General features: G+C 59.0%; 18 protein-coding genes and 1 pseudogene. 14 read left to right on the forward strand and 5 right to left on the reverse strand.

The window, feature by feature from the left end:
- The gene (locus TQ98_RS16805; RefSeq protein ID WP_044874642.1) at positions 1 to 384 is read left to right on the forward strand and encodes a nucleotide pyrophosphohydrolase; all 384 of its coding nucleotides are present in this window, start codon (positions 1 to 3) and stop codon (positions 382 to 384) included.
- A gap of 28 nt (positions 385 to 412) precedes the next feature.
- Positions 413 to 2,269, forward strand: a complete 1,857-nt coding sequence (locus tag TQ98_RS16810) for a DUF2075 domain-containing protein (protein WP_044874641.1) — start codon at positions 413 to 415, stop codon at positions 2,267 to 2,269.
- Between the two features lie 252 nt (positions 2,270 to 2,521).
- Here the strand turns inward: TQ98_RS16810 and TQ98_RS16815 are convergent, their stop codons facing one another.
- From TQ98_RS16815 to TQ98_RS16835, 4 genes are all read right to left on the reverse strand, one after another.
- Positions 2,522 to 4,459, reverse strand: a complete 1,938-nt coding sequence (locus TQ98_RS16815; RefSeq protein ID WP_044874640.1) for an AAA family ATPase — start codon at positions 4,457 to 4,459, stop codon at positions 2,522 to 2,524.
- Positions 4,460 to 4,758: 299 nt separating this feature from the next.
- Positions 4,759 to 10,293 (reverse strand): DEAD/DEAH box helicase, encoded by a 5,535-nt coding sequence (locus TQ98_RS16820; RefSeq protein WP_044874639.1) that lies wholly within the window; start codon positions 10,291 to 10,293, stop codon positions 4,759 to 4,761.
- Between the two features lie 1,071 nt (positions 10,294 to 11,364).
- The gene (locus tag TQ98_RS16830; protein WP_044874637.1) at positions 11,365 to 13,242 is read right to left on the reverse strand and encodes a hypothetical protein; all 1,878 of its coding nucleotides are present in this window, start codon (positions 13,240 to 13,242) and stop codon (positions 11,365 to 11,367) included.
- Positions 13,243 to 14,927: 1,685 nt separating this feature from the next.
- Positions 14,928 to 16,157, reverse strand: a complete 1,230-nt coding sequence (locus tag TQ98_RS16835) for a Druantia anti-phage system protein DruA (RefSeq protein WP_044874636.1) — start codon at positions 16,155 to 16,157, stop codon at positions 14,928 to 14,930.
- Positions 16,158 to 16,427: 270 nt separating this feature from the next.
- On the opposite strand from TQ98_RS16835, the pseudogene TQ98_RS28160 reads away from it, so the two are divergent.
- The 4 genes and pseudogenes from TQ98_RS28160 to radC form a co-directional block, all read left to right on the forward strand.
- A pseudogene (locus tag TQ98_RS28160) lies at positions 16,428 to 16,544 on the forward strand (integrase); the annotation flags it as partial.
- Positions 16,545 to 17,030: 486 nt separating this feature from the next.
- Positions 17,031 to 17,300 carry a hypothetical protein gene (locus TQ98_RS16840; protein ID WP_044874635.1) on the forward strand — a complete coding sequence of 90 codons (270 nt, stop codon included), beginning with the start codon at positions 17,031 to 17,033 and terminating at the stop codon, positions 17,298 to 17,300.
- Complete coding sequence (locus TQ98_RS16845) at positions 17,297 to 17,593, forward strand: LasR-specific antiactivator QslA (RefSeq protein WP_082073292.1); 297 nt, start codon at positions 17,297 to 17,299, stop codon at positions 17,591 to 17,593. Before TQ98_RS16840 ends, TQ98_RS16845 begins: the two co-directional genes overlap by 4 nt.
- Before the next feature lie 300 nt (positions 17,594 to 17,893).
- Positions 17,894 to 18,400 carry a DNA repair protein RadC gene (radC, locus tag TQ98_RS16850; protein ID WP_044874633.1) on the forward strand — a complete coding sequence of 169 codons (507 nt, stop codon included), beginning with the start codon at positions 17,894 to 17,896 and terminating at the stop codon, positions 18,398 to 18,400.
- Between the two features lie 37 nt (positions 18,401 to 18,437).
- Here radC and TQ98_RS16855 read toward each other — a convergent pair whose 3' ends face one another.
- Positions 18,438 to 19,241 (reverse strand): NYN domain-containing protein, encoded by an 804-nt coding sequence (locus TQ98_RS16855; protein WP_044874632.1) that lies wholly within the window; start codon positions 19,239 to 19,241, stop codon positions 18,438 to 18,440.
- Between the two features lie 396 nt (positions 19,242 to 19,637).
- On the opposite strand from TQ98_RS16855, the gene TQ98_RS16860 reads away from it, so the two are divergent.
- The 8 genes from TQ98_RS16860 to asnB all read left to right on the forward strand — a co-directional run bounded on the left by TQ98_RS16860 (position 19,638) and on the right by asnB (position 26,878).
- Entirely contained in the window at positions 19,638 to 20,150 is a 513-nt protein-coding gene (locus tag TQ98_RS16860; RefSeq protein WP_044874631.1) for an antirestriction protein ArdA, read from the forward strand.
- A 515-nt stretch (positions 20,151 to 20,665) separates the two neighbouring features.
- Positions 20,666 to 21,037, forward strand: a complete 372-nt coding sequence (locus TQ98_RS16865) for a helix-turn-helix domain-containing protein (RefSeq protein ID WP_044874736.1) — start codon at positions 20,666 to 20,668, stop codon at positions 21,035 to 21,037.
- Between the two features lie 11 nt (positions 21,038 to 21,048).
- Positions 21,049 to 21,876 carry a replication initiator protein A gene (locus TQ98_RS16870; protein ID WP_044874630.1) on the forward strand — a complete coding sequence of 276 codons (828 nt, stop codon included), beginning with the start codon at positions 21,049 to 21,051 and terminating at the stop codon, positions 21,874 to 21,876.
- A 244-nt stretch (positions 21,877 to 22,120) separates the two neighbouring features.
- On the forward strand, positions 22,121 to 22,759 hold the full coding sequence (gene parA / locus TQ98_RS16875) for a ParA family partition ATPase (RefSeq protein ID WP_044874629.1): 639 nt from the start codon (positions 22,121 to 22,123) through the stop codon (positions 22,757 to 22,759).
- The gene (locus TQ98_RS16880; protein WP_044874735.1) at positions 22,756 to 22,998 is read left to right on the forward strand and encodes a hypothetical protein; all 243 of its coding nucleotides are present in this window, start codon (positions 22,756 to 22,758) and stop codon (positions 22,996 to 22,998) included. Before parA ends, TQ98_RS16880 begins: the two co-directional genes overlap by 4 nt.
- A gap of 233 nt (positions 22,999 to 23,231) precedes the next feature.
- The gene (gene traF / locus TQ98_RS16885) at positions 23,232 to 23,720 is read left to right on the forward strand and encodes a conjugative transfer signal peptidase TraF (RefSeq protein ID WP_277949305.1); all 489 of its coding nucleotides are present in this window, start codon (positions 23,232 to 23,234) and stop codon (positions 23,718 to 23,720) included.
- A 430-nt stretch (positions 23,721 to 24,150) separates the two neighbouring features.
- Complete coding sequence (locus tag TQ98_RS16895; protein WP_242443160.1) at positions 24,151 to 25,002, forward strand: oxidoreductase; 852 nt, start codon at positions 24,151 to 24,153, stop codon at positions 25,000 to 25,002.
- 22 nt (positions 25,003 to 25,024) lie between these two features.
- On the forward strand, positions 25,025 to 26,878 hold the full coding sequence (gene asnB / locus TQ98_RS16900; protein ID WP_044874628.1) for an asparagine synthase (glutamine-hydrolyzing): 1,854 nt from the start codon (positions 25,025 to 25,027) through the stop codon (positions 26,876 to 26,878).
- Positions 26,879 to 26,895 lie beyond the last annotated feature (17 nt).

Consider the following 26,895-nt stretch of genomic DNA (forward strand, 5'->3'; position numbering starts at 1 on the left):
GTGACGAACGCATCCACCCCACCCTCCCCTTTGGTCGACATATCCCAGCTCGCCGAAAAGCTTGAGCAATTCGCCAACGATCGAAATTGGGCCCAGTTCCACTCTCCCAAGAATCTGGCGATGGCCCTGAGCGGAGAGGTGGGTGAACTCAACGAGATCTTCCAGTGGATGACTGAGGACGCCTCCAAGGAAGCAGCCCGAAATCCGGAAACGGCCCAGGCTGTGAAGGACGAATTGGCAGACGTGCTGATGTACGTCGTGCGGCTGGCCTCGGTACTGGGCGTCGACCTTAACGCCGCAGCGCAACAGAAATTGAAGCTTAACGGCGAGAAATACCCGGTCGAGAAGGCCTGGAACACAAGCAAGAAGTACGACCAGATCTAATCCGGACGTTTGCCAAGGAAGACACAAGTTGATCGTTTACGAAGCCACCAAGAAACAGTTCCTCCACGATCACGATAATGACGACATCGAGGAGGTGATCCTTCAAAGCTTCACGACCGCAACCGGGAAAAAGGTCGCTGCATCTGAGGTCAATTCCTGGAAAGGCTCCCTTGGCTATATGGCCAAGGTGCTGCGCGACGAAGAAGTCCCTGATGACACCGGATTGGCCATTGAGCTGCACATTCCGCAAACCTCGAAACGCATCGACGTCACACTGACTGGGCACGATGAATCGGGTACCAAGCATGCCGTGCTCGTCGAACTTAAGCAGTGGGACAAGATCACGGCGACCAGCAAAGACGCCATCGTGAAAACTGCGCTGGGCAATGGGCTACGCGAGGTAGTACACCCCTCGTACCAAGCTTGGTCTTATGCGTCGTTGCTGGAGGGATTCAATGAGGCCGTCTACGAAGACAGCATCTCAGTGCGCCCCTGCGCATACCTGCACAACTATGTGCGGGACGGCGTGATCGACTCGCCCCACTACCAGGCCTATTTGGAGAAGGCTCCTCTATTCCTAAAAGGCAAAGAGGAGCTGGAACGCCTACGCACCTTTATCAAGAAGCACATCAAATGTGGTGATTCCAAGAAGGTGCTCTACGAACTAGCGAATGGGAGAATTCGCCCCTCCAAAGCACTCGCCGACTCACTGAAAGGACTCCTCGCTGCTCAGCCGGAATTCGTGCTGATCGATGACCAAAAAGAGGTCTACGAATCGACGATAGCGGCTGCCAAGTCGGCATCCGAAGCGCAACCCAGGGTTCTGATTATCGAAGGGGGGCCTGGCACGGGAAAAACGGTGCTCGCCATTAACCTACTCGTGCATCTCACCTCGCTCGGCTTAGTGGGCAAGTACGTTTCCAAGAACGCAGCACCGCGCAAGGTATATGAATCAAAGCTCGTCGGTTCGATCACGCGAAGCAAGTTCTCGCATATGTTCACGGGCTCGGGTGCCTTCATCGATACCGAGCCGAACACCTTCGACATGTTGATCGTCGACGAAGCCCACCGTCTCAACGAAAAGAGCGGGCTTTACGGCAACCTGGGTGAAAACCAGATCAAGGAGCTTATTGAGTCGTCCAAGTGCGCGATCTTTTTCATCGACGAGGATCAGCGCGTCACGCTCAGTGACATCGGCAGCAAGCAATCCATCAGGAAGTTCGCAGAGGCCAAGGGGGCCACAGTTGAGGAGTACAACCTTGCTTCGCAATTCCGCTGCAGCGGCTCTGACGGCTACTTGGCCTGGCTGGACGACGTCCTCGATATCCGTCCCACCGCCAACAAGCAGCTCAACGGTTATGAGTACGAGTTCAAGGTATTCGACACCCCTGAATCGCTCCATGCCGCTGTGGAAGCGAAGAACAAGTCAAACAAGGCCCGTGTCGTAGCCGGCTATTGCTGGCCCTGGCGCAGCAAGAAGGACTCGACTGCACACGACATCATCATTGGCGAGAACTACCGACGCCAATGGAACCTCGACCAGGATGGCAGCCTCTGGATCATCGCTGAAAACTCGATTGAGCAGGTGGGCTGCATTCATACCTGCCAGGGCCTTGAGGTCGATTACATCGGCGTCATCATTGGCCCCGATCTGATCGTCAGGAACGGGCAAGTCATCACAGCCCCGGACCAACGAGACAAACATGACAAATCGATTCGTGGGTACAAGAAGCTGATGAGGGAACATCCGGACCTGGCCAAGCAGGAGACGGACCTGATCATCAAGAACACCTACCGGACCCTTATGACTCGCGGAATGAAGGGCTGCTACGTGTACTGCACAGATCAGGAGACTGCAGAGTATTTGCGAGAGCATCTGTTGTAAGACCAGGTCTGACTGTAGACCCACTGAACTATCTACCTAAGGGAGTGTCCGCGCAGCCCGGGACAGACCAGGAATTTCCATGCACCAACGAAGCTCTTACCCCAAACCGTTCAAGGTCCAGGTTGATCAGGAGTGCCTGCAACGCCTGAGCTCAAGTGCGCTCGAGGTGACGCATGCTTTGCGGCGGCACAAAAGTGCGTAGCGGATCAAACATCACCTGCAGCGACTTGTTGGGAGGCAGTACTCGGAGGTTTAAAATTCATAGTAATCAATGCTTTCGGGGTACTTGCGGTGTAGGTCAATGGCGATTTTGCCAATGTACGACTCAGGGTCTGAGACATGGATCACGAGCGTATCTATTGCTCTTGTGAGGGGGATCATCACCCACTTTTTCGCGTAATCAAGGGCCGCTTCTTGTTCGTCGTAGAATATGTCGTTTTTCTCCTCTTCGCTGACTTGAGCGTTCTCCTGCTTGTAAGAAAAGAATTCATCTAAGGCGAAATTAACCACGACCCAACCCTCGAGGCCACGACATGATTCGTACTGAACAATTCGAAACTGCTCGACACTAGTTGGATATTCGTCTCGCTGCTCCGGATCTACGGCATCCCAACACTTAAGACCCCATTCAGAATACTGCTTTCCGACCTTCGAACGCTTTTTCCCATCGGCGGAATTTTCCACCCACCCAGGCGGCACACAAAACAGCATGTCAATCGGCTTGTTCCCATCATCTCTAGCGGTTGCCGTCAGCTTAGAATGAAACTTTTGGGACAATGGGTCGCCAACAACCACTATAACTCTACCGCCGTGTGATTCAGGCAGAGGCTCGAGATTCCAATTCGCGTACTCAATTTCCTTAGCGAAATGACCTACCGTTTGGCAAAGGCTGGATTTAAGCCGCAGGCTTTTCCTTAGCGGAACAATTTGGCTTTCGCACGCCCCAACATTTGCCCGCCAATCGATCTTCTCCACACCTCGCACGAACTGATCAACCCCGTCAGCAATGATTACCTTCTCCGGCCCATATAGCTGATAGATCAGGTCTCGTTCAGTAGAAGGCCAATCTTGCGATTCGTCGATGAGCAACAGATCCCACGTCAAGGACCTACTGTGAGCTGATCTCGACTTCTCGACTTCTTCTTGTGTCACAGTGCCGGTTGACAAATATTCAAGCGCAGCTTTTTTATAGCCTTCGTAAGCTTCAAGGAAATCGGGTTCCTGCTTTGAAATAACACCCAAAGCAACCAGCCATTCGTGCATGAAGCTATGAATGGTCTTGATAGAAATACTTCCCTCTCCGACCGAATCTTTAGCTCCTAGCAAGGCAAGTAGTCTACGTAAATCTGCAACCAACGCCTTGTTGTAGGTAAGCAAGACAACGCGCAATCCAAATTCGTCATATGCTTGATATGCCACGCGAATAAGGCGTACCGTCTTTCCTGTACCGCCGCGCCCTCGAAATATTAGAAGCTGCTTTCCCAGCTTCTCGGCGTATTGCTGCTGCGTTCGATCCAGGACAGATTTAGTGATCGCTTCAAGCCGCTTTCTGTCGATTTTGGATGGAATCAATGTTTTTGAAAACACTTCCAAGGTGTTTACCATGTAACCGCGAGCGGAAAAGCAACACACCTCGTTAGCACCCGGCCGACTCGATAGCAAGGCTACTTTTTCCAACAAATCTTCCCAAGTCGCATCCGACCCAAGGATATTGTTCTGTGACTTGGGGATAAGCGAATCTTGCACTCGCTCAAGCCAAATCAAATTTGTGATCCAAGGAGAGCTTTTGCTCAGGCTATTCTTCTCAATATATTTTTTGATGGAGTACTTCTGCCCATCGCTTTGCGCAGTAACATCATGATCACTATCGTTGTATTTAACAAAACACCGATTACCCTCAAAGCGAACCAAATGGGGCGAATGCCCTTTTAATTCAAACGAAACACAGAACGAATGGATTAGCGTTTTGCTTTGGGGCGATCGAATTTCCTCCTTGCGGTAGTTAGCAAATAACACGAGCAAGTCGATGTCTTGGATCTTCTGCCCAAAGCATTTAGCCGAAGGAAAAATCTCAAGAACTATCTGACTATCCTCATCCAGTCCGGCAATACTCGCTGCAGCGAGGCCTGCTAATTTCTCAGCTGCCTGATACTCCGGCGAGTTGTCCTTTTGCCCATGTATTCTGATCATTCTTCTAGCCGTCCCACTATAAGTAGGCAACACAAGTGAGCATAATGTTTATGCCACTTGTATCCCATAACGTCCCTGATCCACCTGTAACCCCTTGATCCAATTGAGTCGATCACTCAAACGCAACATGGGACTGAGGGAAAAAGCGACAACATTGGGCTGGAGGTTACGAAGTCGTTTGCAACGTGTCTATGGCTGGTGCTGGCGGATTCTGTTGAAAAAGGCGCTTCTGCGGCAGCCAGCCGGCCAGATGCGCCAGCTTTCCCCGGGACATGTACCGAGGACACTTCCGCGGCTGCCTAACGGAAAAAGCTCCGGACTCGCTGATGTGCATCCGGCAGGTTGGATCGGAGCAGGTACTCGTTCAATGCCAGATAGTCGTGGACATTCTGTGCGTGCTTGACTGCATGAACGAACTCCGGCCTACCGATGAGCCCCGGGTAGGAACCCAAGGCCATTCGACGTTCACCGTGTTCTACAAGTATGGGGGCTTCGGGCGTACCGCCAGGTAAGCACCGGAAGTCGTCCAACTCCAGACTGGCGCACAGCTGGGACAGCGTGGCCTCCTGTGCATTCGGAGAGGAGCAACGCGGCTCCTCGCCGAATATTCCGTAGCGTAGAAGCGCCGCACCGAGCTTCCTGTTCAGTCGGTCTTGGATGTGCTGGTTGTGGAAGTGGTCTAGGCATTCAGTGCATGAAGTGTCGCACGTGCAACTCTCCAGCAACGCTAGAGTAGCCTCCAAGATCTCTGGAAGGTTTCTCGCCGCCACCTCGGCGTACCCTGCGCCACCCGAGAGGGTGTCGTATAGGAATATGTCCAACATCCGGGCTTCGTTTTGGAGGGCAGGGACAACGCGGAAACCGGAACCAAACTCAGTTGGGTCGAGGTCCAATTGCCTATGGCGGCTCGCAGCGAGCCGGACAGCTTCTGCGATCGTGTGAAGGGCGTCCTCCAGCATTCGCAGGGTTACTATGTCACTGGTGTCGGTCACTAGAGGAGCCGCGACTCTCAGCCTTACCAGCAATAGATCGGTTGTGAAGTCATGGCCGAGAAGCACACGTCGGAACTCACCGGAGCATAGCTGCGGGGTTCCCTGCGGGCCGAGGTAGCGGTAGGGGCGTTCGTGCGGACCACCAGTCGGCGAGAACTGGTCGAAAACGGAGGCCGCTCCGCATTCGACGCATACCGAGAACCCGTTGGCCTGACCGCCCTCTTTGCCTCGGTTGACGGTTACTAGCCTGCGGTCGGTCGCGTGAATAAAACTAGCATTCGGCCCACACGGCCTAAAGGTGAATACCTCCGGATCAACGGGCTGCGGGAACTGCGCCATCGTTGCGAACGTGATGTCTTGCTCGCGGTCGTCCTCGGGAAGTTCTCTGGCGCATTCGGGACCGAAGACTTCTGGCTGAATCATCGTCTCCTCCTTCAGCGCCCCGCCACAAACAGGACAGGTACTGTCATTTCCCTGGGCCGTATGGGGATCACGCACAAAGGAGCATGCCTCGCAATGGACGAGCTTTTTCGCAGCTGCGAAAAGCGGTCTGGCCCGGCTCACCTCCCCGGCTGGAAGGTCAGCGAACACGCCTCCGGAACGGTAAGTCTTCTTATCGATAACGATCAGCCGCCCAGGGGCATACTCGCTTAACGCCTGAGAAATCGACTGCTGCGGCCGCTGAACCGTGCGAACCTCCCAAATGCCTTTGAGATTCTTCTCGCGCTTCTCCACCAAGAAACTGCAGAGGCTTGTGGGAAACGCGTAGCTCGGTAGGAGACCGTGGAAGAAAAGGAACTCCAGGAGTTCTTCCTGCTCTAGCTTCGGTCCTGCGATTTCGTTGTCCTCAACTTCCTTGTTCTCTCCGTCGTCCTCCGAGGCGGCAGGTGGTGGGACATCTGCGCTGAGCCGACGCAGAGTCGCCAGGAAATCTTCCGCCACCTCCGCGAGCCACTCCTCGAGCGCTCGGCCGCCGGTATCTAGGGACGGCGGAAGCCATGCTGCGACGGATGCCCTCAGGTCACCCTCGGCGGCGAGGATGCGGTGTGACACCCAATCTCCAAAACCTTCTAGGTTTAGACCAGTGTCCCGTGCCCCATGGAAAAACTGTCGTGTCGGGCCGAGCGCCTTTTCAAGCATTGACGTTTTTTCACCAAGACCGTGGCCCCCCTGTTCCATGAGTTCGTGGAAGAAGGTCTGGACCAAATAAGCATGCACGTGCCGTCGGGCGATTTTGGGGTTATCTACCTTGACCTCGGGCGTACGCGGCGGCCCAGCCACGATGTGCTCGGGGTTCAGGAAATAATGGCTGTCGTGAGGCCCGGTCTGGGAATACGTCACGACGGTCGAGACCGAAGCACCGCGACGGCCCGCACGACCGGCACGTTGCTGGTAATTCTCACGTTGGGGGGGAACGTTCCTCAGTGCTACCGCGACTAGAGAGCCGATGTCGACGCCAACTTCCATGGTGGTGGTGCAACTGAGCACGTCGATCGGCCTGTCGAAGTCCTCGATAAGGACGTCTTGAAACCTCAACTCATAAAGCTCGGTGGTAGCGTGGACGCTGCTGCGGTCCCGATTCGAGAGTTGGGCTGTGTGCTCTTCGACGCTCAGGTTGGAGAGCCGGGCACCGGAGGCGAGGGCCTCTTGCACCGGCAGGCGCCAGAAGCCCTTGCGGGCGGCCACGTAATTGCTTACCAGGGGATCGACTAGTCTGACTCCTTCGCCTCCGCAGGCAAGGCAGATCGTCCCACCTAAAGCGAGAGGCATGAGGGCTGTGCAGTCCGGACACTGAGCCCAGACGTGGGAAAGGTCGACCCGTAGGCGGAGTGTGTTCGGAGTAAGGAACCAGACTTTGTCTTTCTCGGACGCCAACTGGCTGCGGAACGCTGCCTCGATAGCCTCGACGGCGGGCTTCCCCCAACCGGGGCGACGGGCAAGGGCCTCCGCGAAGGCCCGGTCGAACTGCCCTTTGCTTCCCCAGTCCGGCTTGAAGTAACCGGCCGCCTTGCAGCGGAGTACCGGGTCCAGCGACGGGTCGAATGCGAACTCCCTGAGCAGTGCATCTATCCAGGCGACTGCGAGTGCTCGGACGTCCTCATTCCCTAGGGCGATCCCCACCGCCTTGATATCGTCTTTCAGCTTCCTGAGTTTTGCCCGCGCGGGCTCGACGAAGCCGACGGTTGTTCCCGACAGCGAATAGTAGTTGCTGCAAAAGAGCTTCAGCAGCGCTATCCGGTATCGTGCGGGTGGCGTTTCCGACGGTTCGAAATCGTCGTCGAGAGCCTGCCTCAGGTCCCCCTCGCAGTCGCGCTCGAATTCGGCGCGAGCGGCGGCGATCTTCTTCGCATCCTGCCCGTCGAATATGAGGAGGTCGTGTTCAGAGAGGACCGATAAGAAGGCGAGATAGAGGCTAAGGTTAGGTCGCGGCTCTTGGGGAATTGCCTCCAGCCGCGCGCACGCGAGCGCAACCGCCTGCCGGAACACGTCGAGCTCGATGTCCCGGGGGATGTCGCGAGCCAACCGGGCAGCCTTCTGGCGGCCATCGGAGAAGATGAGTACCTTCCGACCTCCATTGGGATGCTTTGCATCGATAGTGCGACTTGCCGGCTGGCGAGCCATCTGCGTGCGGACCAACGCAGTGAATGGAGCCTCGCCCTTCGTCACGTGGTCCATCACCTTGGAGGGCTCGTCCTTAGAGCTTCGGGTCCTACGCATACATACAGGGCATTCGTCGAAGGCGATCTCCACCTGGCCTGCGGCGACCTTGTCGGGTACGTGTACCTTGCGGTAGCCCGAGGCATCTGGGGGGCACGTCGGGGAGAGTTGTCCAGTTGGAACGTGAAGCCACATGTCTTTGTGGCGGCTGCGCGGGTGAACGTTCTCCTCGACCAAGATTTCAATCGGAATAAGTTCGATAGTACCGCCTTCGGACAATGGGCCACTCGGCTGATGCCATACAAAGTCCATATCGGAACTCACGTAGCCACGGATGAAAGCGGCACCGCAATCGCGGTGGGTGAGCAATTCGTAGACCCTTCCCTTCGACGTGCAAAAGCACCGGTCCAACGGCTTCGTGTGAAGGCGACCTAGGATGGTGGGGCCGGCGTGGCCGCCGAGTCTTTGCGAGCATTCGGGGTCCACGCAAGCGTGAAGCCCGGGAAGCCCTCTATGGAAAAGATGCAAGCGGGTCGGTATCAATACGCGGCCATCTGAGCGCCGCCGGGCATAGCTACCCAAAGCAAGCAAGGCGTCAGCCGCCCGCGCTGCGGTGTTAGGTGGAGATTCGCGGAAGAGCGCCTCGCTGAGGGCGTCGAGCCTAACCGCCTTGCCCGACACCGTCGCGATCAGTGCCTCAAGGGGACCGAAGTCGGTCATATTCTCGTAGAGCCAGTCACGGAATGATGCATGGTCGCCTGCGGTTGGCGCCTGCCAGTTCAGGCGTGCGGCGAGGTCCACCGTGGCCGCCTGCGCAGCGCCGAGGTCGTTGGCTGCATTCTGAAAAGCCCCAAGATCAAACTCCGCCAACGCCTCGGCCTCTTCGCGCGTGGCGGGACGTGGGAGAGAACGCGGTTCAGGGGTTCCTTGGATCACTCTGACGCGTCGGGAGGAACCATCTGGCAAGCCGGTTAGATCCCGGGCGAAGCGCTCGCCGTCCTCGACTGCAGTCGGGCCTGAACCAAGGCTCGCACTGGTTAGAATGCAACGCATGCGTTCACGGGATATCTCCAGGCGGGCGCAAAGGCGTCGGATGAGAAGAGCGACCTCCGCGCCACCAGCCCCCCTGTACATATGCGCCTCGTCGAGAACGAGGACGAATTCGTTCCGGGGATCAGCTTTGAGCCAATCCCTAGTCTGCTCGAAGATGCCGCGCTCGATGGGGCGCATGAGCATGTACTCAAGCATGGAGTAGTTGGTGATGAGCAGTTCCGGGCAGCGCTGCTGCATCTCGTCCCGGGTCATGAGCTCACGGTCACCGGGCTGCGTAATAAGCCGATGGCCCCAGTTGTTGGCAATGTATTGCTTGCCAGCCTTCTTACCTGACACATAGGTTTTGGTCTGAGCCGACTCGCGTCCATAGAAGGCATCGAGATCTTTACTGGGCCAGCGGCCGATGCGTTCCAGTTCCATCCGGACGGCCGATTTCTCTGCAACCTTGCGATAGAACTCTTCGAAAAGTGGTTTGATGAAGCGTTCATCCCGCACGGAAGATCGGCGTCCTGGATAGGGCGTGCGTCCCGTGTAACTGCCGAAACGTACGGGCCTCGGCCTCCCCTTCGCGAGGACCTTTGCTGCCTCGGGGTTGCCGAGCAATCGCCGGATACGTGCAAGCTGATCATTGACCAAGGCATTCATCGGATACAACAGCATCGCCCTGCAGCCTGGAAGCTCGGCAGACTCGGGCCTTTCTTCCCCCTCGATCGCCAACTTACCGATGACAGGCATAAGGAAGCTTTCGGTCTTACCAGAACCGGTGCCGGTAGCCACTACCAGGTCGGCCGCTTCATCGCCGAGGAAAGACACGAGCGCTTCCGACTGGTGCTCATAGGGGTGGGGGTAAAGGCCTACGCCCATCCCCGCCAATTGGGTCAGTGCATCGATGGCTGCCTTGGGAATCGGCAGGCTGTCGTAGAGATCACCCACCTTATAGACTGGAGTGGCTTCCACATAAGGGACTTGGGCGATGGTGGCATCCCTCCGAAGAAGCGCATGGCGCTCTTTGATAAGCCCCTCATCGCGGATGTGGTATTGAGCCTCAATGTATTGCCTAAGACTCTCCGCCAGACTCCTCGCTGCCTCATGGACGCCTGTCGCTTCAACAGTTTTCGACATTACGGTCATTAGTTTTCTCTCCCTGCGCCAACGCGCTCGTCCAGTACGATCCGAAGCCCCTCGAATGCCTTGCGCAGGATCGGTAGAGTCTCTGCGGGGAACATGTGATGCGTTACTCCAGGGTGTTCACCGTCGGGCGCGGGAACCTGCCAGCCAAGAAGGAGTACTCGCGCCTCCCGCTCAGGCAAGCGGCGCCCTAGACTGAGCTTCACCAATCCCTGAGACGCTGAAGCGACGACTCTGATAGGACGCCCTACCTGCGCATCCAGATAAAAGCGAAGGCGCCTGGCGTCCTGGGAGTCAATGCCGCTAAGTCTCCGCAGACGACTCCTGACAAATTCGCCAATGAAATAGGAAAACATCGGCCCGGCCACTCCCGAACTGCGCACTCTGCAGAGTAAAATCGGTCCCTCGCCTACCGGTAGATCCGCAAGCCTGACCCATTCACGGGGCAAGTAGGCGGAGACCTCGCCGATGTCATCGGGAGCGTCCGTCAGTCGCGTCGTAGCTTCGGCCAGCAGCCGCGCTGACCATGCTTCAAGCCCTTCGGCGGGGGCTCCGATCCATTCATCTGCCTCCCACAGATCTGCCCAGCCTTCGCAAGCGGCTGTCTCCACAAGCCGGACCCTACCCTCAGCCCTAGCCGACGCCCCCACTGCCTGCGGGAGCACCTCCCTTGGCCCTCCACCTAGCAGCACAGCTAGCCCGTCTCCTGCCCGTACAGTGTGCGCCGGCGCCGCAAGCCACCTGCCGCCTTCGAGTCTGACCATGTCGCCCAGTTCGGCAAGGCTATTGAGTACTCCCATCACTCCAGGGTGAGTATCCTCCCCGTCGGCAGCGAGATCTGGCCATAACGAAACCAGCTTACGCCGCACCATACCGGTGAGGCGAACCGAGGCAGCAGGCTCCCACGCCCCCTGTCCGCCTACAGGGACAGAGCAGAGATGTGATACCGCCCGCAGGCATTCCGACACTGCGGATATCCGAAGGCATTCCCCGGCCGACCTGCAGCGTATCCCCGCCGCGACGACCCTACGTGCCCCCTCTAAGGAAGCCGCCTGCCACTCCATCGTCACTCCCTCAAACTGTCACGTCTGCTCGCCGTTCGGCCAACTCGCGTTCAGCGATTTGAATGATCTCCCTAACAGGACCGCCCATGGCCCTAGCCCATGGAGCGGCCCATGAGACCAGCAGCGAATGGAGATCATCCTCCGCTTTTCCGCCTGGCATCGCCCTAAGAGTCGTGTAAGCGCGGCTAGACACGCGCCGCCATAAGCTGCCGCCCTCAAAGCCAGCTTCCTTCAGGAGTTCGCCCAACTGGCTTGTCACTGGAGTCGTCTCGCTAGTTTCAAGGCCATCGACCTGCGGCCAGGCTTCTTTCGCGAGTCGGCCGTACCTCAGCGGCGGTAGCTTGGCGGAAATGCCGCGCATCGGAAGAGTATCCGTATCTAACACGGGGCCCATCTCAGCAAGCGTGCTTCCATCAGGGAACGCGGCCGGCCCCTGCGCCCAAGAGGCAATTAGAGCAAAGCCTCCGTAGCTAGACCCGGTGAACTGTCGTCGCACGACAATGTCCCGAATGGCAGCACCGTAGACCTCAAAAGCCGAGAGGTTCGCCCCCTTCAGAAGCAGGCAGCTTGACGATTCTGCGACGATCTCGACACAGTCGGACGCAGCCTCATCGGATACAAGTCCGACCGGCACTCGCCATTCATGGAAAATCGGCCCGCCGATTGCTGCGGCCACAGAGTCAGCCACCAAGTCAGCGAGCGAACCCGAGAACTGCACCATTTGGCCTGCGACGAGAGCAGCTACTGTCTGGCGGGCAGCGGCGATTGCCGCTCCTCTCGCAATGCCGGTCGCCTGAAGATTCGAAGCGACTAGGTCACAGGCGTTTTGGATAGAAAGAATGTCCACGAACGCTCCCTCTGGCTTGTGCTCAAGCAGCCTTACCCGTTGCCTTGTTCCCGATTCCGCACCACTTCCCACCAAGATGCTTTCAAGGGCAGCGACTCGTCCCAAAAGAACGCCAACGGTCTCGGCGGTCGCCGCCCGATCGGCTTCGCCTGCTGAAAGACCTTCGACAGCCACCTTCAGCGCTGCTACGCCAGTTGCGACCTCATCCCACCTGTCTCCACGTACCTCAAGCGCCCGCACGCCTTGCTCAAGGGCATCGGTCCTGATGTTGACGGCGGTGACGGCGTCAGCGTTCTTCTTACCGGCAGCACTTAGCGAGTCGATAACTTTTTCAGTCGTTTCGGAGCGCGCGAACTGCGCATCCAGTGCAATCCGCAATTCGGACACTGCATCGGAGTTCTGACTAACGTTCTTCGCGGCGTCCTCCATACCTCTGGCATGGGAAGCCGAGACGACTTCAAGCTGTCCAATGCGTTTGACCTCATCCGCAGTAGCAGCCTCAGCAACTGCAAAGCGTTGCTCCATCTCTTCAAGATAGGCCGGTAGGCTGTCGATCATCTGATCGCGTGCCAGAGTTGAGGCAGAGCGGAAGCAACCAAGTGCCATCGCGACATCGGGATGGTCTGGATAACAGCTGAAAATGAATAATCGCTCTACGTCCTCCCTAGCTGCGCCCGGGAAACGTTCGGCGAGTTCTCTCAAGAAGGAGGGGCCGGCGTCAGGGCTAGGCTCGGAGTCTTCGCCTTGTGGAACGGATTCACCCAGCCGGTCCCTAACCCAGGCCTCCCAAAGCTGGGTGAAAATGCTCCAGTCAAATGCTTCTTTGGGGCTTGTTTGCGGGTGGATCAGATGTCCTAGTAGGCGCTTCTGTCTCTCTTTGAACTCGGGCGGCGTGCCTGGCCTGAACCCCTGGACGCGCGGCAAACGGTCATAGATTGTCCTACGCAAGCCATGGGGAATCTCCTCAATGAATTCGACGACCGCGGCTTGTCCCAATGCAGAGATTCGCTGTTTTGCCTCCTGGCTGTATTGGTAACTCATGGTGAGGCACCTTCTCCCAAACGTTTAACTTCGAAGCCGCAGGCAAGGACCTCCTTTACCAGCGAACGATAATGCGGGATGAGCGACGGTTCGGGCCTCATAGTAGCCAAGGCCCCAACTAACGTGTTGTCGTCCGTATGTACTGCTGTTGGCGAAGCAATTCGCAGGTGGAGCATGAAACTAAGCAGCCTTGATCGCAGGGCCGGGGTGAGTTCCCTACTACCGCGATCCACTGAGGTATGTGTCCAAGTGCCGGCGACGTGCAGTCGCCCAAAGCCACCAAAATCAATCTCCACGTGACATGCAGGATCGGCCAAGGCCGAAGTCATTTTGGTCTGCACATCGGGCGGTGGGAGACGCATATGACGGCAGTGAGGAGAGGAATCACTCCCAGAGGAAAATGCAGTCACAAGGCGCCCGGTCGGTCCATCTATGCGGAGAATCCCCGCCGCGCCAGGAGGCATCGACAGGTAGTCAGGCCCCCTCCCATGCGCCCGGGCCTCAGTGGCCACATCTGTACACCTGCGTTGATGCAGAGAAACAACATGGCGAACTCCCGTTGGTGTCGTGAACACCAGTTCGACAGAGGGATGCCTCTGAGGGCGCTCTAGATTAAGGGAGAAGGAGACGAACTCTTCAATCCCCGGGGTGTTCGCATCTGACACTTTGACGGTCTGCGTGCCGTCAGGCCTAAGGGCAAAAAATGCTGGCGATCGGTCCACTCCTAGGGCGGAATGCTTTGAGGACCCACCTTGAACTTGCATCGTCGGACCGTGGTCCGACTGTTCCAACGGCATCATCTTCGCTGCTAGCAAGAGCATGCCCGTCCTGACACTCTCAATCACGTTGACGCTTGCATTCCTAGTGAAGAATGGCCAAACAGCAGTGATTGCGGGTACGGGTGGTGCTATTGGCAGCCCGGTGAATGAACGCAGCCAATCGGTGCATTCTGGGGATAGCTCATCGGGAAATGTAACTAGAGCTAGATTCCATCCCTGCCGTCCAGGAAACCTTTCGATCACCAACTCATCGGGAAAATCTGGCTCAGCAGGCTCCCTCCACAGCAGGGCAAAGGTTTCAGAAACTCTTAGTTCCTGTGTTCGTGGGAACCCTCGAGGCTCGCTTCTTCCCGACGCGGTGAAGGCAGCAGCACCTACGGCGGGTAATCCCCGACATTCCCTATCCACACGAAGGACGAACGAAGGGTCGGGTTTGCCGCTAAATTCGACTATGCAGTAGGGGGCCGTAGAAAGCTCGGCGGTCACACGGCGGCGAATCTGCATACCACGCATATTTAGCGTCTGGATTCTTCCACCCACGTCAAGTGAGAGCGTGGCCGGACATTCGCGACATGGGGGAAGCACCAGTTCGAGTGACCAACCAGCGCGATCTGTCCCTATTGCAGGAATCACCAAGCGGAGTTCCATCCTCTGCTTTTCCATCGTGGCAGAGGCTTGTCCCTGGACATACTGCCCATGGAGGCCCGGAACGAAGATCTCGCACTCAGGCGATCCCATACCAGGCCAGTGGGCGAAATGTGGCTTCCTTCTCACTCCGGAGCGGTGAAGAACCCTCGCTTTGCACACTGGGCATACATAAAACCAGGAGAACGATACTTTCGCTGCCGATTCCAATCTGCCCGTTATCTCATTGAAGGCGTACTCCATTCCCCCCTCCCTGTGCCCTTACAGCCGACCGGCCTTCCTATGCATCTCTACTTTTTCTAGCTGCGCACGTAGATTTCGGGCTTGATTCCCAAACATGTCAATAAGGTCGCTGGACATCCAATCACGATACTCGGGTCTACGCCTTGAGCGAGGTATCATCCACCGATCCACTGCTTGCTCGGCAATATCCTTTGCAGACAGGAGCGAAGTAAGGTCGGGTTGACCTTTTCCCGTCTGCAGAATTTCGGTCGCATTATTGGCGAGCTGGCAGATGAAAACTTCGCGTTGGATACCGTGCCGCATTAGATCTTGTTTGAAACCGAGCGCAGATAACGCCGCCTTCATCGTTCGCAAACGCCAGTTGGGCCCTTGCCCGAAAGCATGCTGGTCCGCATAGGTATGATCAATATCGCGCAAGTAGTCACGGAGCTCCGCAAACAACTGATCTGGAATGTGAAAGTGCCCCCAGCCGTTCGTGTATCCGATGGATTCTAAATACTTTATTCCATCAAGCCTCAGTCGATTATAAACCGAAGACCTTCCCATTGAAGATGATGTTGTTATCGCAAGAAGACGTGCTTTTTTCACTTCCCCGGAAATGACACCTGTCGTACCGCCGTAAGCCCTAGAAAAATCGTCATAAAGATCACGACTGCGCAACAAGCACGCTATAAGCTTGCCACCGAGAAGCGTATTGTATGGAGGGAGCGCCCCCAATACATAAGCGTCCATCAAGTTTACGAGGCGTGCACTCCTGTCATGAATGTCCCAATCAATGAACCTGTCTCGGACAGCGAGATTAAAGACAGGATCACCAATAGCAATGAGACCCATTAGCTTCCCATTATTCTCATCCCAGACAAGGTATCGGAGACGCCTACCGAATCCGTTTGAGACGGGAACAGACCACGATAGCGAAGCAAGCCTGAAGAGCTCACCTTGCTGCGTTTCCGATGAAACACGCTCAAGGACCGGAGAGATTTTCTCTGGATCAATATCCTTGCCTGATGCAAAGAATTGCATCAGCTTTCGGCCCGTTAGCGAGACAAATTTCTCATTGGCCGAAAGCCTCTCTTCTCGTTGTGCACTGTGGAGCGAGCGGATCGCTTCCTTGGTGTTTCCTGGGGCTTGTAATGTTCCCTCTTCAGATTTAGTAAAGCCAAGGGAGTGCAGATGTTCCCGCAATTTGCTCTTTAGATTATCCTCGCGCGGCTCGACACTAATAACTGTTGCATCGCCATTTGGCATTTTTCGTTTTGCATCCCACTCAAAATTTGTCCAATTTGAACTTTGCTCGGAGCATGCGCCATTAGAGCCTCCAGATGACGGTCGCTGCAAGGGCGACGACGGCGATCAGGTTGGGGACGGACCATTTCCTCCGACGAACTCTACGGTCGAGTTCGGGCAGAACGCCTCCAGGAGCCGCAGCCTCGTTTATGCTCGCTGGCATGGCGTAGCCGCCTCCCACATCACCCATCGAGCACATCCGCGCGGGTCAGGAAGGCGCCGTCACGGCCAACGGAGGAGGACCGAAGTGCTCTGCTGGGGCGCAAGAACGGCAGCATTACCAGTCATTACTCCGCAGCAGAGCTGGGAAAACTGTTCGATGAAGCCAATAAGATTTCGGCTACCTGAATCGCCCCTTGTTTCGTGGACACCTCCAAGCCTCTTGGCCGAGCACGCACAAATACTTCTGGGCTCGAATCACTCCACTGAGCAGCTTGACCACAGCAAGTGACGAAAAATCCAACTACGCCATAGTAGGTTGCCATCCTGAAACCCGCAGGCTAGAGTGCGCCCGTCGTGGTAAATCCCACGACCGGGCGTGACAACCCGAACTCAACCAGGGGCGTGGTAGCGCGTAGTTGCGCGACTGGTACACAAGTACCGTGTTGCTGCATTTCTATGGCTGACCGCGCGGGGCGGGCTTTTGCCCGGCCGGTTGCCTTGGTTACCGGATTGTCACCCCCGCGCGGTCCGCCACCCATCACCGCGTGACAACGGCGGGTGTCGGCTCCTTAATCCAACCAAGGAGCATAAGGAAAATGCGCTACCTCCTTTTTACCCAAGAGCTCCGCCTTGGGATTTTGGTCTTGTTCACCTCTGTTCCGGAGGTGCGCCATGGCTGAGTTCGAAACCAGCGTTATCCCCTTTCCACGGCGGCCGAGTCCGCTGCATGAATCCGAGCGCTCTCCCCTTCCTGTAGAGGCTGCCGCTGAACTGCGTGCAACCATGCTCGGCAACTTGCTGGATCAAATGGCCGGGCCGGATGGGCTTCAGCCGGAGAATCTGCGGTTACGAGTTGCGGCCTACTCGGCCCAGGATCTGCTCGACGAGATGGTCGTGCTGTTCCGTCGTGCGCTTTCCGAAGCGCGAGGAGGTGCAAGGTGAATGAAGGCGTCATGACTTGCCTCCCTCCGCACGATGGCCATCCAGGCATGGAGATCATCTGGGCCGCGGACTGCCGGCAGGCATTCAATCAAGGCGTGGGACTGGCCCAGACCTGGCTCGACAACGCTCGCAGCGGCTGGCTCTGGGCGATCATGATCGCCGAGCGTGATCTATTGCCCTGCGCAATGGAACGGCGTGCCTTCGAGGTCGGCTTTCTGAGCCGAATTCATCAACGGCTGTGTTCGCTGCAGTGCAATGAGCAACGATTCCGGGATCTGCCTTTGACGCTGTAGGTAAGTAGCTCGAGCCGGTTCAGCCGGCTCGAGCTTTCTGCCTAGCGATAGGCTTTCTTGAGAGACGCGCATTTCCTCTCCGGCCCCTTGAGCCTGGGCGCTTCGCTTGCCGTCCGTGCTGCATGAAAGTCCGGAGGGCGGTCTTGCTGTTTCCCTTCACCCTATCACGGCGTTCTCGCCGTCAAGGGCTGCGCGTGCGGGGCACGCTTGCGGCCAAGCCGGCTTTCGCCCCCTGACTGCTGCGCTGCGTCGTGCTGGTCCGGGATCGGGCAATTCCGCCCGAGTAACCGGAGAACGACCATGTCGCAACCTATCCCAGCTATCGCCGCTACCCTGCTCGTGCGTGACGACCAAGGGTGCTATCTGCCGGCATCTGCCGATCAGATCCTTGAAGCCGCGCGCCAGGCCATTGATTGCAAGCTGCAGCGTGGCGCCAGCTTCACTTCGCCGGATGTGGTCAAGGACTACCTTCGCGCCAAGCTGCCTGGCTTCGAGCGCGAGGTGTTCGCAGTATTGTTCCTGGACGCCAAGCATCGACTGATCCAGTACGTCGAGCTGTTCCAGGGCACCATCGACAGCACAGCGGTGTATCCACGTGAGGTCGTCAAGGAAGCTCTGCGCCTGAATGCGGCCGCGGCGATCATCGCTCACAACCATCCCAGCGGTAATCCAGAGCCCAGCGAAGCGGACAAGTCCATCACCCGGCGCCTCAAGGAAGCGTTGACACTGGTGGATGTGCGCACGCTGGATCACATCATCATCGCAGGAACCCGGTCAGTCTCCTTCGCGGAGCAGGGGCTCATCTGAGCCAAGGGGGCCTGCCCCCCTTTTTTGCAAGATGGGATCAGTTGATCACTTCGGCCGCGGCTTCTTCACGCGCGGCCAAGCTCACGCTCCAGTGCCCACCGTTTTCCTGGACAAGTTGCAGCAGGTCGTAGGTCTTGATCATGTCGAGCAGGCCCGAGTGACCGTATGCGCTGGGAGAAAATGCAGGATCAGTTCGTTTCAGGTATTGCCCCAGAGCGCTCAGGGTGACCTTGCCCTCGCTGGTTCTGGCGGCGAGCAACGACACTGCATCTACCACGAACCTCGGTCTGCGTTTGACCGCGGGCTTTGCGGGTTCAGGCTTGGCGGGTTCGGTCTTCAGGTTGGCGTCAAGCTTGGCGGCAGGTTTCTCGGCCTGCTCCGCAAGTTCTTCGGCGTGCTCGTCTCGGCTCCACTCGAAGAACTGGTCGCTGGCGTTGCGCAGCGCCGCAGGTGTCTTGGACTCACCAACAATGCAGACCGTGGCGCCCCGCTCACGAAGCTTGCGGCACAGGTAGGCGAAGTCGGAGTCGCTGGTGACCAGGCAGAAGGTGTCGACTCGATGATCGAAAAGGGCTTCCAGGGCATCGAGCGCCAACGCGATATCCGATGTGTTCTTACCCGCTGCGTACTGATACTGGAGACATGGCGTGAAGGCCAAGCGCACCAGCGCCTCCTGCCATTTGTTGGCCAGCGATCCGTGGTTTCCATAACCTCTGCGAAGCACCACACGCCCGAACTGGGCAACGACACGCAGCGCGTGTTCCAGAATCTCGGGAGATACGTTGTCGCAATCGACCAGGACCGCGACACGTGTTTCTCCAGGGGGAATGAATACGCCCATCCCTGCTCCTTCTGTTGTCTTTCCGTTTCAGATAGCTGATCGATGCGGAGGAACCAAGCCGTTCCTGGCCATCCTCATTTCAACTGAGTATGCCCAACGGCGAGTGTTGTCGGTACACCCTGCCATCTCTTGAGCAACAAGTTTTCCATTGCGCCGAGGAGATAGCAGCAACGGAACAATGGGGCCGGTCACCACAAGGTGTTGATCTATTCTTCCAGAACAGGGGTTCTTGCCCCCTCAAATTCAAGAAAAATAGCCGGTATCCACCTGGCCGCTGAGCTGGGTGGAGCCTCCGCGATTTTTCCTGATTTTTTCACGACTGCCTTAGTCGCCCTAGTCGGCAGGGGTTCATGCGCAATGCAAGCGCAGAACCCTGAAGACGAAGGAGCGAAAACCATGAGCGAAGCAATCAGGATCTACGTTGCCGACCTGGCCGCCTACAACGCTGGTCAGCTGCACGGTGTCTGGATCGATGCGACCCTGGACCTGGATGATATCCAGGCGGAGGTTGATGCAATGCTGGCAGCCTCACCTGTCGAGGATGCGGAGGAGTACGCCATCCACGACTTCGAGGGCTTCGACGGCTACCGTCTCGACGAGTACGAAGGGCTGCAAGCCGCCCACGATATCGCCTGTTTTGTTGAGGAGTACCCCGACGTTGGTGGCGCCCTGCTCGTCCAGTCCAACGACCTGGAGCAAGCGCGCAAGGTTGCCGAAGAGGACTACTGCGGTTGCTACGCCTCGCTAGCCGACTATGCCCAGGAACTCACTGAGCAGACCACCAGCATTCCTCAACATCTCGCCCACTACATTGACTACCGAGCCATGGCCCGCGACATGGAGATCGGCGGCGACGTGTTCACCCTGGAGACCGGCTTCGAGCAGGTGCACGTGTTCTGGAACAGGTAGCTCAGGCTGAGGGCACCGGGATTGACCCGGTGCCCTTGTTTTTTTTTGCGCCCCTGTCCATTCGGACACCCGCGCGCCCCACCCTGGAAGCTGATCGGGTGCTGCACGCACCCTGCGATCAGCCAGGGGCAGGTGTGCCGAATCGCGGTCGCACATTCGGACCGTTACGGACTTACGAATCTGCACAAATGAGCCAATCCGCTTCTGCGGAACTGCGAATTTGTGGGGAAACGGATTTACGCTTTTACGGAAGTACGGAAAAGCGCCGATGCGTTTTTCAGGTTCCGCGCGAAACCGCAGATCCGTATATCAGCAGCACTGCGACCATGGGCAATTGCGGAGTCGCCTGCCGGGCAGTGTTCGCTCGCGTATATGGGCGCACTGGGTCAGGGTCCTGACCCTTTGGGCATCAATCCATGCCCCGCTCGCCATCGACGTTGCCCAGACCGAACAGAGCATGATCGAGCACGACGGCTACCACACGGTGCTCCTCCCACGTCAACGGAGGACACATGATGCCGCACTCACCCGACCTCTCCCGTCACTCTCGTCTCGTCGATCTCGACTCCCCAGTGCATCGCAAGGCCGGTCCTTTGGCACACGCCATGAGCCCTGCTGCGCGCGATAACGCGGCGCAGATGCCCCAGGCCTCCCCTGCGCCGCGCTACCTCACCAACGACGAAGCTGCGGCCTTTCTGCGCCTTTCACCGCGGACGCTGGAGAAGCAGCGGATGATCGGTGGTGGGCCGCGCTTCCACAAGTTCGGCCGCCGAGTGATGTACGCGCTGACTGATCTCCAAGCCTGGGCCGATGCGCGCAGTTTCGAGACCACCTTCGACCCCGAGTACGTCGACCGCCACCAGGGAGCCAGCCGACATGACCAGTGAAGCTCTCCCCCATGAGTCGCAGCCAATATCCCCAGCCGAAGGAAAACGAGCAGTTGGATCTGTTCCGGGCTCTGCCGGGGGACATGGCACCGCGCGACGCCCAGGACCTGATGGCACATCCGTTCTTCTCGCTGGCCAAGTCGCGACGTACCGTACCCATCGACTTCCGCTCCGGCGGCGTGACGGTACGTGTGGAGGGCACGCTGGAGCATGGCATCGCCACGATCTGGGATGCCGACATCCTGATCTGGGCGGCCAGCCAGATCGTCGAGGCGCGCGATGCGGGCATCCCCACTTCGCGCCTGATGCGGGCGACACCTTACGAGATCCTGCGCTTCATCGGCCGTGGTACGTCGCTGCGCGATTACCAGCGGCTGAAGGCCGCCCTGGATCGACTGCAATCGACCAGCGTGGCCACCTCGATCCGCGAGGCCACTGGACGGCGCCTGCACCGCTTCTCCTGGATCAACGAGTGGAAGGAGCTGGCCGCTGCGGATGGCCGCCCGCTAGGCATCGAGCTGATCCTGCCCGACTGGTTCTACAGCGGGGTGATCGACCAGGCCCTGGTGCTCACCATCGACCCGGCCTACTTCCGACTCACCGGCGGCATCGAGCGCTGGCTGTACCGTCTGGTACGCAAGCATGGCGGGAGGCAGGAGGATGGCTGGCAGTTCGACTTTCGTCACCTGCATCGCAAGTCGGGGAGCATGGCGCGCTACTCGGACTTCGCCTTCGACCTGCGCGCCCTTGTCGCTCGGCAATCGTTACCGGGCTACCAGTTGGGCATCGTGCATCTGCCACCCTCGACCGAGCTGCTGGCCTTCCGTCCCGTGCCGTAGACGGCACGGGGATATCCTGCGGGCAAGCTGTGAATTCACTCGTGCTATCAGGCGCAACCCGGCTCGTGCTATCGGGAGTACGACTCTCGTGCCATCAGGAGTATGGATGCCCCTGCAGGCCACGTCTGGCGGGACCTCCAGCTGCCCTTAACTCTACTAACTCAAAAGCTCTAACTTCTTGTTGGGCGGGCGCCCCGTTGTGGACGAGCGCTGACGGCCACTGCATGGTCGGGGAGATCCGACCATGATCGTTGCCCTGCTGAACCAGAAAGGCGGGGTCGGCAAGACCACCCTGGCCACCCATATCGCCGGCGAACTGGCCATGCGTGGCCACAACGTGATTCTGCTCGATGCCGACCCGCAGGGGTCAGCACTGGACTGGACACAGCGACGCAGCCAGCAGGGCTTGCCCAGGCTGTTCAGCGCCGTAGGCCTGGCACGGGAGACCCTGCACCAGGAAGCGCCGGAGCTGGCGCGACGCGCTGATCATGTGATCATCGACGGCCCTCCACGTATCGCCGCCCTCGCCCGCTCGGCGTTGCTGGCCGCCGATCGCGTGTTGATCCCGGTGCAGCCCAGCCCCTATGACCTGTGGGCCAGCGCGGAGATGGTCAGTTTGATTCGCGAAGCGCAGGTGTTTCGGCCGACCCTGCGCGCGGCGTTCGCCATCAACCGGCGCATCAGTACCACGGTGATCGGTCGGGAAGCCCGCGGCGCACTGGCAGACCAACCGTTACCGGCCCTGCAGGCCGAGGTACGCCAGCGCATCGTGTTCGCCGAGAGTGTGGCGGCCGGCCGACTGGCACGCGAGCTGGCACCGGATAGTGCCGCCGCACGCGAGGTCAGCAGCCTGGTGGACGAGCTCTTGCGGTGGTCGCCATGAGCGGCAAGCACATCGGTATCGGAGCGCGTCCAATGGCCAACCCACAAGCCGAGGCCTGGATACGCCAGGGCGCCGCCATCGACAACGGCAAGATCGAACGCTACACGGCACGGCTGACACTGGACATCACGCCGGCACTGCGCACCCGCATCAAGCTGGCTGCCTTCAGTCAGGGCGTCACGGTGGCGGAGATGTTGCGCGAACTACTGGAGCGGCAGTTCCCGGAGGTCACGCCATGATGAGCTACAACAGCATGCAGCCAGCGCAGGCAGATAGCTCCAAACAGATGCCGGAGTGTGTCGACGAGATGGACGCCATCGAGGACCTGAAGCACGCCAGGGACCATGACCAGAACCAGGTCGTGATCTGTTGCTCGCATGCTGGGCAGTCGTGCTTCCGCTCGCATGTGGCAGCTCGCTGGGGGCACGCTGCGATAGCAGCGGTTGCTCGCTGCGTTCAATGGCCACTAGCGCTGACTGCTGGCGGTCTGGTCGCGCTGGGTTGTATGGCACAAGGCACGTCATCACCACAGCTCGTCTACAACGCCTCCGACAGTGTGCCCACCGGCTGGTACCGCATCACCTCGACCAGTTCGCTGGCCGTCGGCGACCTGGTGCTCGTCCGCCTGCCTGCATATACGGCGACACTGGCGGCGCAGCGCGGCTATTTGCCGACTCACGTGCCGCTACTGAAGACAGTGGCAGCCGTCCCGCCGCAAATTTTCTGCGTACGCGGCGATCAAGTGCTGGTCGACGGTGTAGTTGCGGCCAATCGTCTGCACCGGGATCGACAGGGTCGAGCGCTGCCAGCCTGGCAGGCCTGTCGGTATCTGGTCGGCGATGAACTGTTCCTCCTCAGCACCTCCAACCCGGAGTCGTTCGACAGCCGCTACTTCGGTCCAATCTCTGCTAGCGCGGTGATCGGTCGAGCGCAGCCGCTGTGGTTGGAGTCGCGCCGATGAGTCTGTCCACCTCACGTCTTACGGTCCTACGACTTCGGGTGGTTGGCTTGCACGAGCGACCTCCGCCACTGTGCCAGCGGCGATGCCCTTGCCCAGTTATTCAGGCCTGCGCCGAGGCCAGGCCTATCCAACTTGATCACCTACCCCAGGAGCGCCAAGGCAGGGAAAAAGCGGAGGGCAAGATAAAAGGGCGCAGCACTTCGTGGCGCTCGAAAGCAGTCTGCACGGGGGTTGGAGGTGGCACAGAGGCGGTTCTGTCACGTGCAGGCCTGGCGTCTTCGGCGCGAAAACGCTGGCTCAGGCGCGTGCCTACCACGCTCCACTACGATCGGTTTGGAGATTCTTCAGGATGAGCAAGGAACGCAATCAGGACCACGAGCAACGCTTTCGTCCCCAACCTGGGAAACCGAAGCAACGCGGACATGCGTCCGTGCTCAAGCAGCTAGCCGGTTATCAGGGCTTCGTGATCTGCGAGAAGCCTCTGGCTACTCCGCAGGACGACCTGTCCGAACTCGCCGCCGCGCTGGGGCAAGTCAGCGGCTTCGCCCTGGACCTGGTGGAGCGCTACTCGGACGTCACCCGGCAACTGCGCGAGTGGGTCGAGCGGCACGATTGGCAACTGGTGCGCGCCAACCTCCACTGGGGCAAGGATCGCATCAATGACTACCGCCCCACGTGTGGCGTAACCAGCGAGGTGATTCATGCGCTGGATCTTGTCGGCTGGATCTGCCCACGAGCAGGCCAGCTCCGGCTGCATGGCGTCCTTGGCGTGCGCTCGGACTTCTCGATCTCCGGCGAAGCAGTCCTCGACACCGTGCAGCTCTCCGCCAGCCTGGGTGATGCGCCGGTCACCGGCTACAGCAGCTTCGTCAACATCGTTCGCCAGCGCACGGTGGACTTCAGTTTCGTCGACCGCGACGCCCGGCTGATCCATGCGCGCCTGGTGTTCGACACACCACGCTGGGACCACGACCAGTTGCGAATCTGGACCCGGGGAGCCAACGGCGCCGAGGAGCTGCTGCACAAGTTCGCTACCACGCCCGACAAACCTGGGCTGGACACCCTGCACAAGCTCTCGCGACTGTGCCTGCAGGTGGTGCGCGCCGTGGCGCTCAAGGAAGCACCACGCCAGCCATTTGCAGGCCTGGACACCGCCGTGGCGTTGCAACGCCTGCTCAATGATCTCGACACCCATGCCCAAACCCCACCCCCGGCGCGCTACGTCCATGGCGAAACGCGTTTGCTGCTGGCCGAGGACAGCGATCTGGAAAGCCTCGGATAACCCTATTCCCAAGGAGAAGACTATGTGTGGAATCGCTGGATGGCTGTCCTACAGCCAGAACATGGACGCGCAACGCGACACCCTGCAGCGCATGACCGACACCATGGCCCTGCGTGGCCCGGATGCCAGCGGGCTTTGGATCGACGGGCCGGTCGGCCTGGGCCATCGCCGGTTGTCGATCATCGACCTGGAAGGTGGTCGCCAACCGATGACGGCCATGCACGGTGGCCTGCGTGAGGTCGCCGCGATTACCTACAGCGGCGAGGTCTACAACTTCCGCGAGCTGCGCACCGAGTTGCAACGCCTCGGGCATCGATTCGAAACCCGCAGCGACACCGAGGTGGTGCTGCGGGCCTACGTGGAATGGGGCGAATCCTTCGTCGAGCGGCTCAATGGCATGTATGCCTTTGCCCTCTGGGACCTGCGCTCGCAGGAGCTGCTGCTGATCCGCGACCGCATGGGCGTCAAGCCGCTCTACTACTTCCCCACCGCCGATGGCGTGGTGTTTGGCTCCGAGCCCAAGGCGCTGCTGGCCAATCCCTTGGTACCACGCAAGGTGCGCGCCGATGGTCTGCGCGAGATCCTGGAGATGGTGAAGACACCCGGGCACGCTGTCTTCGAAGGCATGCGCGAGGTGATGCCGGGCGAAATCGTGAGGATCAACCGGCAGGGCTTGAGCCGCCGCCACTACTGGAAATTGGAGGCACGCGAGCACACTCACTCGCTGGACGAGACCATCCGCCATACCCGCGACCTGCTGGAGGACATCGTCGACCGCCAGATCGTCGCCGACGTACCGCTATGCAGCCTGCTCTCCGGCGGCCTCGACTCCTCGATCATCACTGCGCTGGCCTCGAAGAAATTGCTCGCCGCCGGCAAGGAGAACATCCGCTCCTTCTCGGTCGATTTCGTCGACCACGGCAACGGCTTCACCGGCGATGCCGTGCGTGGCACGCCGGATGCGCCCTTCGTCCGTGACCTGGTGGAAAAGATCCGCTCCTGTCATCAGGAGATCGTCCTCGACAGTCGCGAGTTGGCCGACCCGGCGCTGCGCGCACAGATTGTCCGCGCCCTCGACCTGCCGCCGGCCTTCTGGGGCGACATGTGGCCGTCGCTCTACCGCCTGTTCCAGGAGGTACGTAAACACTCGACGGTCGCCTTGTCCGGCGAGAGTGCGGACGAGGTGTTCGGCGGCTACCGCTGGTTCCACGACCCGGAGGCGATCCAGGCCGACACCTTCCCCTGGCTGACCTCGGTCACTGGCAAGTATTTCGACGGCAAGACCCTGTTCGAGCAAGGCCTGCTGGCCCAGTTGGACATGGAGAGCTTCCTGCGCGACAGCTACGCCCAGGCCATCGCCGAAGCGCCGGTGCTACCGGGCGAAAGCGCAGTCGACCAGCGCATGCGGCAGATGAGTTACGTCAACCTGACGCGCTTCGTGCAGACCCTACTGGATCGCAAGGACCGCATGAGCATGGCCGTCGGCCTCGAGGTGCGAGTGCCCTTCTGCGACCACCGCCTGGTGGAGTACGCCTTCAACATCCCCTGGGCGCTGAAAGCCTTCGACGGGCGGGAGAAAAGCATCCTGCGCGCGGCAACCCGCGACCTGCTGCCGGCGTCGATCAGCGAGCGGATCAAGAGCCCCTACCCCTCGACCCAGGACCCGGCCTATGAGCAGGCACTGCGTGAAGCCCTGGCCGCGATCCAGGCGGATCGCAATGCGCCGGTGACACCACTGCTCGACAGCGGCCGCATCCAGCAAACCCTGGCCAAGCCGCTCGGCAGCGTCTCGCCCATGTACGAACGCATGGGCATGGAGCTGGCGGTCGGTCTCAACACCTGGCTGAACGAGTACGACGTCAGCCTCGAACTCTAGTCACCAACCGAATGCCG

Source organism: Pseudomonas sp. LFM046 (assembly GCF_000949385.2).
GTDB lineage: Bacteria > Pseudomonadota > Gammaproteobacteria > Pseudomonadales > Pseudomonadaceae > Metapseudomonas.